Annotated in this window: 10 protein-coding genes; 8 read left to right on the top strand and 2 right to left on the bottom strand. The window is 48.6% G+C overall.

Features of this window, described 5'->3' with window-relative positions; translation table 11 throughout:
* Window positions 1–3: 3 nt before the first annotated feature.
* The 8 genes from pepF (at window position 4) to FS818_RS04995 (ending at window position 11,473) form a co-directional block, all read left to right on the top strand.
* Window positions 4–1,806: an oligoendopeptidase F gene (gene pepF / locus FS818_RS04960; protein WP_145332758.1), complete on the top strand. Its 1,803-nt coding sequence runs from the start codon at window positions 4–6 to the stop codon at window positions 1,804–1,806.
* 111 nt (window positions 1,807–1,917) lie between these two features.
* Window positions 1,918–2,409, top strand: a complete 492-nt coding sequence (locus FS818_RS04965; protein ID WP_260989783.1) for a DUF2500 domain-containing protein — start codon at window positions 1,918–1,920, stop codon at window positions 2,407–2,409.
* 253 nt (window positions 2,410–2,662) lie between these two features.
* Window positions 2,663–4,159 (top strand): rhamnulokinase, encoded by a 1,497-nt coding sequence (locus FS818_RS04970; protein ID WP_145330145.1) that lies wholly within the window; start codon window positions 2,663–2,665, stop codon window positions 4,157–4,159.
* Between the two features lie 2 nt (window positions 4,160–4,161).
* Window positions 4,162–4,923, top strand: coding sequence for a DeoR/GlpR family DNA-binding transcription regulator (locus tag FS818_RS04975; RefSeq protein ID WP_145330147.1), 762 nt, complete (start codon window positions 4,162–4,164; stop codon window positions 4,921–4,923).
* A gap of 51 nt (window positions 4,924–4,974) precedes the next feature.
* Window positions 4,975–5,703 (top strand): (Fe-S)-binding protein, encoded by a 729-nt coding sequence (locus tag FS818_RS04980; RefSeq protein WP_145330149.1) that lies wholly within the window; start codon window positions 4,975–4,977, stop codon window positions 5,701–5,703.
* On the top strand, window positions 5,700–7,220 hold the full coding sequence (locus tag FS818_RS04985) for a LutB/LldF family L-lactate oxidation iron-sulfur protein (RefSeq protein ID WP_145330151.1): 1,521 nt from the start codon (window positions 5,700–5,702) through the stop codon (window positions 7,218–7,220). The genes FS818_RS04980 and FS818_RS04985 overlap by 4 nt, the downstream gene beginning before the upstream one ends.
* Complete coding sequence (locus FS818_RS04990; protein WP_145330153.1) at window positions 7,210–7,935, top strand: LutC/YkgG family protein; 726 nt, start codon at window positions 7,210–7,212, stop codon at window positions 7,933–7,935. Before FS818_RS04985 ends, FS818_RS04990 begins: the two co-directional genes overlap by 11 nt.
* A 364-nt stretch (window positions 7,936–8,299) precedes the next feature.
* The gene (locus FS818_RS04995) at window positions 8,300–11,473 is read left to right on the top strand and encodes a bifunctional cytochrome P450/NADPH--P450 reductase (RefSeq protein WP_145330155.1); all 3,174 of its coding nucleotides are present in this window, start codon (window positions 8,300–8,302) and stop codon (window positions 11,471–11,473) included.
* A 178-nt stretch (window positions 11,474–11,651) separates the two neighbouring features.
* On the opposite strand, the gene FS818_RS05000 is transcribed toward FS818_RS04995, so the two are convergent.
* Both FS818_RS05000 and FS818_RS05005 read right to left on the bottom strand, forming a co-directional pair.
* Complete coding sequence (locus tag FS818_RS05000; RefSeq protein ID WP_145330157.1) at window positions 11,652–12,077, bottom strand: hypothetical protein; 426 nt, start codon at window positions 12,075–12,077, stop codon at window positions 11,652–11,654.
* Between the two features lie 208 nt (window positions 12,078–12,285).
* A complete protein-coding gene (locus tag FS818_RS05005; protein WP_145330159.1) occupies window positions 12,286–13,575 on the bottom strand; it encodes a Gfo/Idh/MocA family oxidoreductase in 1,290 nt (429 codons plus the stop codon).
* Window positions 13,576–13,645: the final 70 nt, after the last annotated feature.

Raw genomic sequence — 13,645 nt, forward strand, 5'->3', positions numbered from 1 at the left:
AAAATGGATAAGATACATACACGTTCCGAAGTTATGGAAGAAACAACCTGGGATTTGCGTGATTTATTTGCAACCGATGCGCAGTGGGAACAGGAACTTCTATCGCTACCGGATGCTGCTTCTGATATTGAAACATTCAAAGGTACACTGGGTCAAAGTGCGGGGCAATTGCTCGCTTGCCTTGATGCTCGTGAAGCTTTGCAGGAACGAATCGGTAAAACGGCAGCGTATGCGCGCTTAAAACAATCCGAGGACAGCACGAACCCGGTGAATATCGAGAATGCGGCTAAAGCTGGTGATATTCTGTCTAACTTGTCGTCCAGCCTGTCATTTGTCAACTCGGAGATTGTTTCGCTACCAGAAGGCACGATTGAGAAGTATTTGAGTGAACTTCCGGGTCTGGAACCGTATAAACGCAGCCTCGAGAGACTTATTGAAGAAAAAGCACACCGACTCTCGCCTGAAACAGAAAAAGTGCTTGCTTCACTTGGTGAAGTGCTGGATTCCCCCTATCGAATCTATCAACGCGGCAAGCTGGCAGATATGACTTTTGGTGAAGTGTTGGATGGTGAGGAGCAATTACGTCCATTATCGTGGTCTTTTTACGAAAATAATTACGAGATGTCACCCGATACCAAACTGCGTCGTTCCGCTTATGCCTCCTTTACTGAAACGTTGAATCAATACAAAAATACGTTTGCTGAAGGATATGCGACTGAGGTCAAAAAACAAGTGGTGTTATCCCGTTTACGTGGATATGAAGATGTGACGGACATGTTATTAGCTCCGCAACAAGTAAACAAGGAAATGTACAATAATGTCCTCGATATTATTCAAAAAGAGCTAGCTCCGCATATGCGCAGATTGGCTGCGCTAAAAAAACGCGAGCTCGGACTCGACAAGCTGATGTTCTGTGATCTCAAGGCTCCGCTGGATGCCGAATTCAGTCCAGCGATTACCTATGATGAAGCTTGCACGTTGATCCGTGAGGCGCTGGATGTACTAGGTCCGGAGTATGGGGAGATTGTTAAACGAGCCTTTAATGACCGCTGGGTAGATTACGCGGACAATGCAGGTAAATCCACAGGAGCGTTCTGTTCCTCCATCTACGGGTCGCACTCCTACATCTTAATCTCTTGGGCGAATAACATGCGCGGAGCGTTTACCCTGGCGCATGAAGTGGGCCATGCGGGCCATTTTATGCTAGCTGGCAAATATCAGCGGCTTACGAATACGCGGCCGTCACTTTATTTTATAGAAGCACCTTCGACAATGAACGAAATGCTTCTGGCAGATCATCTGTTGAATCGTTCTGAAAATCCGAGAATGCGGCGTTGGGTAATTTTGCAATTGCTGAATACGTACTATCATAACTTTGTTACTCATCTGCTGGAAGGCGAGCTACAGCGTAGGGTGTATGCACTCGCGTCGAATGATAAGCCAATTACTGCTAAGACGTTAAGCGAACTGAAAGGTGCAATCCTCTCGGAATTCTGGGGACCAGAGCTGGTAGTGGACGAAGGTGCCAAGCTGACGTGGATGAGACAGCCGCATTATTATATGGGCCTGTATCCGTACACGTATGCAGCAGGTTTAACAGCGTCAACCGCAGCTGCACAGAAGATTAGAGAAGAAGGGCAACCCGCAGTGGATCGCTGGCTTGAAGCGCTAAAATCCGGGGGCAGTCTCGCACCGCAGGAATTGATGAAGCTTGCAGGTGTAGATATGTCCGGTCCTGAACCAATCCGCACAGCAGTTTCTTATGTCGGCAGCCTTGTGGACGAACTTGAACGTCTGTATTCCTGATTCGGCTCATATAGTATAGGGACAAGGCAGAGAGGGTGGTCTGCCAATGCACCATTACCTGCACGGGAAGTGGTGAACTGTTATTTTGCGTGGGGAAAGGAACGATGTGTTATGGCAGTTACGGGCATATTCTCGTCAGTAGGCCAGTTGAGTGTAGATGGCTTCGGGGGATTAGATGATATGAGCGGCGTGCCAGGATTCGAAGGCAATCAGAGTGGTTTTTTTTCCGGGTTCAGCGAGCTTGGGGCAATGGGCACGATCGTCCCTATTTTGATCGGTATCGTGTTTCTGGTTGTGGCAGGCGCTATCGTATATGCCATCTTCTCAGGTGTACGAACCTGGTCCTCCAACAATGCTGCAGCTGTACTTACCTTACATTCCAGAGTCGTTGCAAAACGAACGGAGGTTAGTGGTGGAAGTGGGGATAGTAGTGCAACTACGAGTTATTACACAACCTTTGAGTTCGACAATGGGGAGCGTCTGGAATTCAATGTGGGTGGTCAAATGTACGGCATGCTGGTGGAGCAGGATCGGGGCATGTTAACCTATCAGGGGACACGCTTTAAACATTTTGAACGAGATATCCAGCCTCAATTCGGGTAATCCGTATCCGGGGCGGAGAGTGGATAGTTTTATATGTAAAAGGAAAGCAACGACTCCTCCCGCAAGGGAATGAGTCGTTTTTTGTGTTGTAATGAGGAAAGCGAATTCATGGGTATTCAAACGTTTACAATGATGGTATACTCGTAAAATAAAACTAAACAGTATTAAACAAAGAAAAACAAACAGTTATTTGGTTGTTAAATAAAGATACGAGCGAAGATGAAGACATTAATAACTGAAAGGTGGGAGAGCAGTGAGTGTGCTGGCTTATGATTTGGGTGCAGGAAGCGGCAGAGCGATACTCGGTCATCTGAATGATCGAGGGATCGAAACCCGTGAAATTCACCGGTTCAAAAACGAACCCGTTAAGATTGGTGATCGGATGCACTGGGATATTTTGCGGCTACATCATGAAGTACTGCAAGGCTTGACGTTTATCAAACAACAAGGTGAAGTGCCGGAGAGTCTGGGCATTGATTCTTGGGGCGTAGATTTTGGTTTGCTGGGTAGTAACGGCGAACTGCTGGGTAATCCCTATCATTATCGTGACACACAGTTCAACGGTATGATGGATACGGTTTGTCAGGAGTTTACGGCTAAACGGGTTTTCGAGCGTACAGGAATACAATTTCTTCCATTTAATACACTATACCAACTCGCAACACTTCAGCGGAGTGCTTCTCCATTGCTACGGGAAGCGGAACGTTTTCTAATGATCCCTGATTTACTAAGGTACTTTCTTACTGGAGAAGCGGTAAATGAGTTCACCAATGCTACAACAACACAGTTATACAATCCTGTACGTGCACAATGGGATGGTGAACTACTCGCTCATATTGGTGTTTCTGACCAATGGTTCGGGGATGTGGTCTTACCGGGGAGTACTGTTGGAAAATTACGCAGCAGTATATGTAATGATATCGGTCTTGCGCCCATTCCCGTTCTGACCGTAGCAGAGCATGATACCGGTTCGGCGGTGGTAGCGGTTCCAGCTACGGAACGAAGCTTTGCTTATCTAAGCTGCGGAACGTGGTCACTGATGGGTACCGAGCTGGATCAGCCTGTCATCAGTGCGGAGAGCATGGAAATGAACTTTACGAATGAAGGCGGGGCAGGGGGCACATATCGTCTGCTCAAAAACATTATGGGGCTCTGGATCTTGCAGGAATGTATGCGGCAATGGGAAAGTGAAGGACAAGGGGTTAGCTATGCCTCATTGCTTGCGAAGGCTGAGATAGCTCCCGCGTTTGCAAGTCTCTTCGATCCGGATGATGCGTTGTTTCTGCCTGCAGGCAATATGACGGAACGCATTCGTCGATATTGCCAGAAGACAGGGCAGCGTGTGCCAGAGGATCAGGGCAGTATAGCCAGGGCCATTTTAGAGAGTCTTGCTTTGAAGTATAGGAGGGTTCTGGAATGGACAGAGCAACTGTCAGAGAAAACATTCGGCGGCCTGCATATGGTAGGCGGCGGCATTCAGAACGAGTTATTATGCCAGTGGACAGCGAACTCCATCGGCAAGCCTGTATGGGCAGGGCCAGCGGAGGGAAGTGCAATCGGCAATATGGCTGTGCAATGGATCGCGAGCGGAACGTTTAAGAATATTTGGGAAGCGCGCCGTGCTATTCGTGATTCATTCCCGGTAAGGGAATATGAACCGCAAGACAGGGCGGCATGGGCAGAAGCGTATGAACGATTTTTGCGGATAACGGCCATATCGCCGGGTACAGAAACCGGGAGTGAGGTGTAGACATGCTCGCGGCAGAACGATATGACCGGATTGTAGAGCTGATCAATATCAAGGGCAGCATGCGTGTATCCGAGCTAAGTGAACGTTGCCGAGTAACCGAAGAGACGATCCGCCGTGATCTGGATCGGTTAGAACAGGCTGGGCGGCTACGCCGATCACACGGTGGAGCGGTCAGTGTCAAGGAGGATCAGCCGGAAATCCCTTACCGGATACGGGAAACGACCCATGCAATGGAGAAGAAACGAATTGCTGACGCGGCATTGACGCTAATCGTAGCCGGAGATCGCATTTTGCTGGATGCCAGTACAACAGCAGGTTATATGGCGGCGAACATGCCGGATATGCCATTAACGGTGCTGACCAACTCGATTCAAATCGCCACCGAACTCAGCAGTCGGGACAACATCGAGGTGATTTCTACTGGAGGGCAGCTGGCTGCCCGCTCCTTATCCTTTGTTGGACCACTCGCGGAGCGTTCTCTCGAAACGTATCATGTGGACAAACTTTTTTTATCCTGCAAGGGCGTGCATCTTGAAAGCGGCAGTATCAGTGAATCCAATGAGCTTCAAGCCAGATTAAAACAGAAGATGGTAGGCATTGCGGATCAGGTGATCCTGCTGGCTGATGCGAGCAAGTTTGGCCTGAGGGCTTTCGCTCGTGTGACCGGACTGAATGCGGTGCACACGGTTATTACGGATCAATCTTTGACCGAAGGACAGATTTCCTTGTGCAGTAACTACCAATTGCTGATTCGCACGGTATAACGATAACCAGGCGTTTGACATGAAATAATTTGTTTATTGGAGTGTGTAATGATGAAAGTCTCCTTGTTTATAACCTGTCTCAGCGATGCCATATACCCCCGAGTGGGAGAGGCGATGGTTCGATTGCTGGCGGCTCATGGCATTCGGCTGGAATTTCCGCAGGTGCAGACCTGTTGTGGTCAGCCCTCGTATAACAGTGGATATTGGGATGAGACCCGGGTAGCTGCCAAGACGATATTAGAAGCGTTTGATGACAGTGATTTTGTTGTCTGTCCGTCAGGTTCATGCACATATATGATTCATCATTATCCGGAGTTGTTTGCAGATGAGCCGGAATGGCTGGATAAAGCGAAGCGCCTTGAGGCCAAGGCTTACGAGTTTACACAATTTCTTGTTCAGGTGTTAGGTGTAACCGATCTCGGTGCACATTTTCCGCATAAAGTAACCTACCACCCGTCCTGCCATGGCAGTCGTCTGCTTGGGGTGAAGGACGAACCGCTGGCCTTGCTGTCCAACGTGAAAGGGCTTGAACTGGTTCCATTACCTCATGCAGAGGATTGTTGCGGATTCGGAGGTACGTTTGCGATTAAAATGTCGGATATTTCCGGGGCGATGGTGACCGAGAAGGTGGATCATGTGAAAGAAACACAAGCCGAAGTTCTCGTTGGGCTAGACATAGCTTGTCTGATGAATATTGCGGGCAATCTGCGGCACCGAAATGAACCTGTGCGAGTGATGCATCTGGCTGAACTTTTATATGAGGGGGTGCAGACACGATGAGCCAACCTGGTGTTATGGATGAAACGGTCAAATCCCGTGCGGGTCTGGCACTGAATGATGATTTTCTCCGTAAAGCGGTCAAGTTCACAACCGAACGTTTGCGCAATGGCAAGAAAGCTGCGTCGGAAGAGCATGGCAACTGGGAAGAATGGCGGGAGCGTGGACGCCAGATTCGGTTGCATACAATCGCACATCTCGATTATTACTTGAATGAGTTTGTGAACAACGCTCGTGCGAACGGAGTGCATATTCATTTTGCAGATACTTCAGCAGAAGCGGCTTCCATTGCCCTTGATATTGCCATGCACAAGCAAGCTTCAAGTGTGGTGAAATCCAAATCCATGGTGTCCGAGGAAGTGCATCTGAACCATGTGCTGGAGAAGGCAGGCATAGAAGCGATTGAAACTGATCTTGGCGAATACATTATACAGCTTGCGGGTGAAGCGCCGTCCCACATCGTTATACCTGCCATACACAAAAACAGATATCAGATTGCCGAGTTATTATCCAAGGAAGCTGGAGAGATACTGGAGCCCGATACGACGGTACTTGCCGGATTCGTCCGCAAAAAGCTGCGCGAGAAATTTTTGGAGGCCGATATCGGGTTGACTGGTTGCAATTTTGCGATTGCGGAGACGGGTTCGATGGTTTTATTTGAAAATGAAGGCAACGCCCGTATGGTATCTACCGTGCCAAAAACACAGATTACCCTGATGGGCATGGAGCGCATCATTCCGTCGTGGGCAGACCTTGAAGTCATGGCAACCTTGCTGCCGCGCTCTGCCACCGGACAAAAGCTCACAATGTACATGTCCGGGATTACAGGTCCTCGTCGCTCGGCGGATGCTGATGGACCGGATGAGATGCATATCATTATCGTAGATAATGGACGATCTTTACAACTCGGAGATCCCGAGTTTCAGGAACTGCTTAACTGTATTCGTTGCGGAGCATGCCTTAACGCTTGTCCGGTATATCGGCACATTGGCGGTCATGCTTACGGTGGAACCTACAGTGGTCCGATTGGGGCTGTACTGACTCCTGCATTAAACGGTAACATTGAGGAGTGGAACGATATTGCGAGCGCATCGAGTCTGTGCGGTGCTTGTTATGAAGCTTGTCCCGTCAAGATTCCACTGCATGACATGCTTGTATATTTACGCAGACGCAAGGTGGAGGAAGGACATGGAAACAAGCTGGAAACGATGGGCATGAAGGGCTTTGCGGCGGTTGCGGCAAACTCCAAACGCTTTGCTCTTGCTATTCGGCTTGGACAGATCGGACAAAAGACGGTTGTGCGGAATGAAGGTATTTCACTGAAGCTTGGCCCGCTTAAAGGCTGGAATACGTATAGAATAGCCCCCAGTCTAGCGAAAAAATCCTTCCGGCAACAGTGGGACATTCTGGATCGAGAGTTGGATCAGCAGCAATATGCCGCCATGGATACATCTGTACGAGAGCGTATGCAACAGATTGTTCGTGATCGCGGGCAGGGGGGTTCGAAGCATGGAAAGTGAACATCAGCAATGGCTTGCATCCATGGAGGAAAAGTCAAGACGTAGACAGGAGAAGTTCATGGACGATATCGCAGCCAAGTTGAAAAGACCTAGACAGCGCCATGCACCGATCCATGCTTTTCGAGGTTCCCCGGACTTCTGGAATGAATTGGAATGGGACGAGGAACAGCGAATACAGGCGTTTACAGATAACTTTGTCAGCGTGGGTGCTCATATTGCCCGATTGTCAAATATGGAAGAAGCAGCAGAGTTTATAGGCAATAAAGCTCATGAATTAAGCGCTAAATATCTAATTCGCCAGAATGAACAAGATCTTACGGATCTAGGGCTGGAAGAACGTCTTGAGGATGTACAAGTTTCGGTGTGGAACAGTGCTCCGGATGTAGACTGGAAAGCCCGGGCTGCCGAAGCGGATATCGGTGTAGTCATGGCGGATTATGCCACAGCATACACAGGCTCAGTCACTGTGCTTTCTTCTCCGGAAAAGGGGCGATCGGTCAGCCTCCTTCCAACCGTGCTGATTCTGATTATTCCGATTGAACGGCTGCATACAAGGCTTGGAGAGACATTGAATCGTTTTGACGAAGCAGGACGAGCGCAGTTGCCGGCAGGCATTCATTTTATTTCAGGTCCCAGCCGATCGTCCGATATCGAAAATGATTTAACCATCGGAGTTCATGGCCCAGGAATTGTATATGGTTTAATTGTAGGTTAGCTTGCTGGTTGCTTGCGTGTTTTAAATGCGGGAGCAACGGTCCACATGGAACTGTCCTGAAGGCAGAATTTCTGCTGAGGGCAGTTTTTTTTCTGATCAGCAACAATGCCGGGGAGAGAAACTGAGACTTTAGGGCAGTTGAAGATTGGAACTGGAAATGATATGGTAAAGATAGACATAGAGTATTGCCCATTTTTTTTATTTAAAATTGACCAGATTACGATTGTGGTCAGTTGGTTTTGGGTATGACATATTGCACACATTACACACGTGATTAAAAGGTGGATTCAACGGAAATCCGATTCAACACGCTATGTTACATTACTCATCATTTACATTTGGAAAAAAAGAAGGAGTGAGAGCTATGTCATCCATTTCAGTACCTCAGCCCAAAACGTACGGCCCGCTAGGCAATCTGCCACAATTGAATTTTGATGAGCCGACTCAGTCTTTGGTTAAGCTGGCAGGCGAGTACGGACCTATTTTTCGCATGGATTACCCTGGAAGAAGTGAGCTTTATATTTCAAGCGAGAAGTACGTAGCCGAAGTGACGGATGAGTCCAAATTCGATAAAAGAGTATGGGCCCCGCTTGCGAAGGTACGTGCTTTTGCCGGGGATGGCCTCTTTACCAGCTGGACGGACGAGCCTAACTGGAAAAAGGCACATAATGTGTTGCTTCCAAGTTTTAGTCAGCGTGCGATGCAAGGATATCATAACAAAATGGTGGATCTTGCAGTGCAGCTTGTGCAGAAGTGGTCAAGACTGAATCCCGATGAAACGGTGAATGTACCGGATGATATGACTCGTTTGACGTTAGACACCATTGGTTTATGCGGGTTCAACTATCGTTTCAACAGCTTCTACCGCGAAGAGCCACATCCATTCATTACAAGCATGGTACGTGCATTGGATGAATCCATGAGTTCGTTGCAACGTCTGCGTTTGCAGGATAAATTGATGATCAGCAAAAAGAAACAATTCGAACAGGATATCCGTTCCATGTTCTCGCTGGTGGACCACATCATTGCAGAGCGCAAGGCGCAGCCTCAGGAAGGTGCAGATGATCTGCTCTCTCACATGCTGAGCGGCAAGGACCCGGAGACAGGCGAAACGCTGGATGATGAAAATATCCGGTATCAGATTATTACATTTCTGATTGCAGGGCATGAAACGACAAGTGGTTTGTTATCGTTTGCCGTGTACTACCTGATGAAAAACCCGGATAAGCTCGCGAAAGCCCAGGCGGAAGCCGATGAAATTCTGAAAGATGCGGTGCCAACGTACAATCAGGTTCGTCAATTGAAATATATACGTATGGTGCTGAATGAAGCACTACGCTTGTGGCCAACCGCGCCAGCCTTCTCCTTGTATGCAAAAGAAGATACAATGCTCGGCGGACAATACCCGCTTCAAAAAGGGGACAGTGTCAGCGTGCTCATTCCCAAGTTGCATCGTGACCGTGAGGCATGGGGAGAAGATGTAGAGCAATTTCGCCCTGAACGTTTCGAAGACCCAAGCAAAGTGCCACATAACGCGTATAAACCGTTTGGTAACGGTCAGCGCGCATGTATTGGTCAGCAGTTTGCGCTTCAGGAAGCGACGCTTGTGCTGGGTATGGTCCTGAAACATTTTGACTTCATCGATCATATGGATTATCAGTTAAAAGTCAAAGAGACATTGACTCTTAAACCCGATCAATTCATCATCCGTGTACGGCCGCGCGGAGGTCAACCCGTAATGGCTGTACCGGGTGTTGCTATGCAAGAGCCTGCTAACATTGTACAAAAGCATGAACAAGATGTTGTAGAAGCGCACGATACTCCATTGCTTGTACTCTACGGCTCGAATCTGGGGACGGCAGAAGGGATCGCTCGGGAAATTGCGGATACCGCTAGATACCAAGGCTTCCGTAGTGAAGTCGCTGCACTGGATGATCGCGTCGGCAGGCTCCCAAAAGAAGGAGGCGTCATCATTGTCAGCGCATCGTATAATGGCCAGCCGCCAAGCAACGCCAGAACGTTCGTAGAGTGGATTCAGCATGCCGATCAGAGGGAATTCGAGGGTGTGAAATATACCGTTCTTGGATGTGGAGACCACAACTGGGCCAGCACGTATCAGCGAATTCCCCGTTTGATTGATGAACAGCTGTCCTCACGGGGAGCCAAGCGTTTATCATCTCTGGGAGAGTCAGATGCCAGCGGGGATTTTGAGAAGCAGGTGGAGGATTGGACGGAACAGTTATGGCCTGACCTGGCACGGACGCTGGAACTGAATCTGAATACGGGATCGAAAAGTGAACACAGCTCCCTGTCGGTACAATTTGTTAGTGGCAGGGCGGTTACTCCGCTGGTTGAAACGTATGACGCTCATGTTGCGACCGTGCTGGAGAATCGGGAGCTTCATGATGAAGGGAGCGAGCGAAGCACAAGACATCTGGAGATTAAGCTGCCGGAGGGCATCACATATAAAGAGGGGGATCATCTTGGCGTTTTGCCGCAAAACCCACCAGAGCTAGTGGGGCGTGTGCTCCGCCGTTACGGATTCACCGGAACAGAGCATCTGTTACTCGATGCATCGGGTAGAAGCGCGGCGCATCTGCCACTGCAACGGCCGGTGAACTTGTACGATCTGCTCAGCCACAGTGTGGAATTGCAAGAGGCCGCAACACGTGCGCAATTAAGGGAGCTTGCTGTATATACGGTCTGCCCTCCACACAAGAAGGAACTTGAAGCGCTCTTGGATGAGACGTTATATATGAAGGAAGTTCGTGGCAAAAGGATATCGATGCTGGACTATCTGGAGAAATATGAAGCATGTGAATTGCCATTTGAACGTTTTCTTGCATTATTGCCTTCGTTGAAGGCTAGATACTATTCCATATCCAGCTCACAACGGGTACAAGCAACGCGAGCGAGCATTACGGTAAGTGTGGTGAAGGCATCTGCGTGGAGTGGAAAAGGGATATATAAAGGTATTGCTTCCAATTATCTGGCAGATCTGAAGCCTGGCGATGAGCTTGTCATGTTTGTACGTACACCGGAATCCGGCTTCCAGTTGCCTGAAAGTCCAGAGGTGCCGATCATTATGGTTGGACCGGGAACAGGGGTAGCCCCATTCCGTGGTTTCTTGCAGGCGAGACATGTGATGAAGGAGCAAGGCGCGCAAGTTGGTGAAGCGCATCTGTACTTTGGTTGCCGCAATCCGGAGCATGATTATTTGTACAAAAACGAGCTGGAAATGGCAGAGCAGGAGGGGCTTGTACAACTTCATACAGCATTCTCCCGTCTCCAAGGGAAGGAGAAGTGTTACGTTCAACATCGGATGAAGGAGGATGCACATCTGTTGATTCCTTTGCTGGAAAACGGGGCTCATCTATACATCTGCGGAGATGGCAGTAAGATGGCTCCAGATGTGGAAACAACGCTAAAACAAGCTTATGCGGATACTCAAGGCAAGACGGTAGAAGAGGCAGAAGCCTGGCTTGAACAGCTTCAGGAGCAAGGACGTTATGCCAAAGATGTCTGGACAGGCATTTGATTGGATGGAGCGAACGTGTTTTACGATTTGAATAGGAGCACGGGCCATTTGTAGCAAGGCAGGCACTTAACCTCGCGGTGAGAAGCGGAGACAACCGATTCTCACCGTTTTTTCTCATGCGCTTGTTGATTAGTTGTCTAACCTTATCTAACTTGGGTAGCTCTTTCATCGTTCTGATCTATTTACGACGGATACAACCACGTTTCCGCTTCAAGGTTCGCTTGCGGGGGCGATAGATGGACTCCACGCTGGAAAGCGGAAACAGAATACGTGAAGGAACTCTGCCTTTGCCTTGTAACTCAACGTAATTGAGTCCAATGCCCACCAGTCTAATATTTCGGAATGCATTGCGGGAAGGGAATGTTGTACGAATGCCAACCCGAATCCCGCGCTGTGTGCGTGGAACATTGAAGACACGAATAGAATTCAGGCTAAGCGGAATAAATAATTGATGATTGATTTTGACAAAATTACGAGGGAATACCCGACGGATGCGTCCAGGCTCCAGACCGGAACGCGGGGCGTTAAGCTCAGCAAGATGTCCCTGGAATTGGGCCAACCGTTGCTGAAGTGTTTTGCCTGTGCGAAGATGCTGCCAGCTCATAATTCTTCCTCCGTTCGTCATTTATAGCTAGTATATGAACGAAGCAAGGAGGAAGGTGAATACTTGACAGCCCATGTTATGCCGAGGTGAAAGGTACATGAGACATACTATGGGATGTGAAATAGAATGTGCAATGAAATGAAAATCAGAAAAGGCATCAGATTAGAGGTACAAGGTCTCTATCTGATGCCTATTTACGTGCACTTTATTAGAATTGCACCAGAGTATCCACTTTAACTGGAAGGCCTGTTGCAATCGCACGATTGGCTGCAATGCCTGTCAAAATCGAGCGAGCGCCATCCACATGATTGGCTGCACGATGGAACGGATCTTCTGACGGTGCGCCGAACAGATCGTTGAGCAGTACAGGGTCGCCTCCACCATGGCCGCCTTCCTTTTCCTCGACTTCAACGTCATAAGGTGAGCCGAACATCGGAAGTACACGTAGCGTTTTGCCAATCAAAGCGCCTTCTTTGCTTTTGTCACCCAGGGAATTGACGTAGGATTGTTCGATAATGCTCATTTCGATACGGCCTTTGGTGCCGTTGATCGCAATGCGGTAACCTTCCCACGGTTGATAAGCAACAAGGGAATACGTCAAGATTGCCTTGTTCTGATATTGGACAAGAACCCCCATCGTATCTTCAATGTTGATTCCTTCACCAAATACGCTTTGATCGCGCTGGTATCCGTCTTCAGTCTCGGCATCCAGATACATTGATTTCAGATGGTCATCAGAATCCAGATGCAGTGCAAATGGATCATCCTGTGCGAGCGGATTACCTGTAGCGCGGTTATAGAATTGGGTAACCCCGCGATCCTCGGCATTTTCTCTGCCATAGAACATCAAATCTCCAAACGCAAACACAGTATCTGGCTGTGAGCCGATCCAGAAGTTTACGAGATCGAAGTGATGCGTCGATTTGTGAACCAGCAGACCGCCACTATTGCGCTTGTCCCGGTGCCAGCGACGGAAATAGTCCGCACCGTGACGGGTATTCAGTAGCCATTCGAAATGCACAGAAGTCACTTTGCCGATGGTATCGTTCAGAATAAGCTCCCGTATTTTCGTGTGATGCGGTGCATAACGATAGTTGAACGTCACGCGTACATTCTGTCCGGTACGTTTCACAGCATCCAGAATGTCCTGACATTTCTCTTCATTTATCGTCATCGGTTTCTCCGTAACCACGTCACAGCCGAGTTCCATTGCTCGAATGATGTATTTATGGTGAGTCCGATCCACGCTGGTCACGATAACGTAGTCGGGCTTCTCGTTCTCAATCATCTGGTCAAACTGATCTGCCAGGTATGTAGGCACCTCAGCATAGTTATATTTTTCTCGCAGCAGCTTATTCGCATAGTTCATACGTACTTGATTGATATCACAAAAGCCGACAAGTTCGGAAGTTGCGCTAAAATCCCGGGTCAAAGCACCATAGAAAAATTCAGCACGACCACCGGTTCCGACTAATACATAACGTTTTTTGTTCCCCACGTATATCGCCTCCTTGAATGTAGGTTTAGACTATAACAAAGGAGCACTTCTTTCACCGCATTTTATGCGT

The sequence above is a fragment of the Paenibacillus xylanexedens genome (genome assembly GCF_007680605.1).
Taxonomy (GTDB): domain Bacteria; phylum Bacillota; class Bacilli; order Paenibacillales; family Paenibacillaceae; genus Paenibacillus; species Paenibacillus xylanexedens_B.

Coding starts and splice junctions, on each gene's coding strand:
- FS818_RS04995 (WP_145330155.1), top strand. CDS start 8,300: ATGTCATCCATTTCAGTACCTCAGCCCAAAACGTACGGCCCGCTAGGC.
- FS818_RS04985 (WP_145330151.1), top strand. CDS start 5,700: ATGAGCCAACCTGGTGTTATGGATGAAACGGTCAAATCCCGTGCGGGT.
- FS818_RS04965 (WP_260989783.1), top strand. CDS start 1,918: ATGGCAGTTACGGGCATATTCTCGTCAGTAGGCCAGTTGAGTGTAGAT.
- FS818_RS05000 (WP_145330157.1), bottom strand. CDS start 12,077: ATGAGCTGGCAGCATCTTCGCACAGGCAAAACACTTCAGCAACGGTTG.
- FS818_RS04980 (WP_145330149.1), top strand. CDS start 4,975: ATGAAAGTCTCCTTGTTTATAACCTGTCTCAGCGATGCCATATACCCC.
- FS818_RS04975 (WP_145330147.1), top strand. CDS start 4,162: ATGCTCGCGGCAGAACGATATGACCGGATTGTAGAGCTGATCAATATC.
- pepF (WP_145332758.1), top strand. CDS start 4: ATGGATAAGATACATACACGTTCCGAAGTTATGGAAGAAACAACCTGG.
- FS818_RS04990 (WP_145330153.1), top strand. CDS start 7,210: ATGGAAAGTGAACATCAGCAATGGCTTGCATCCATGGAGGAAAAGTCA.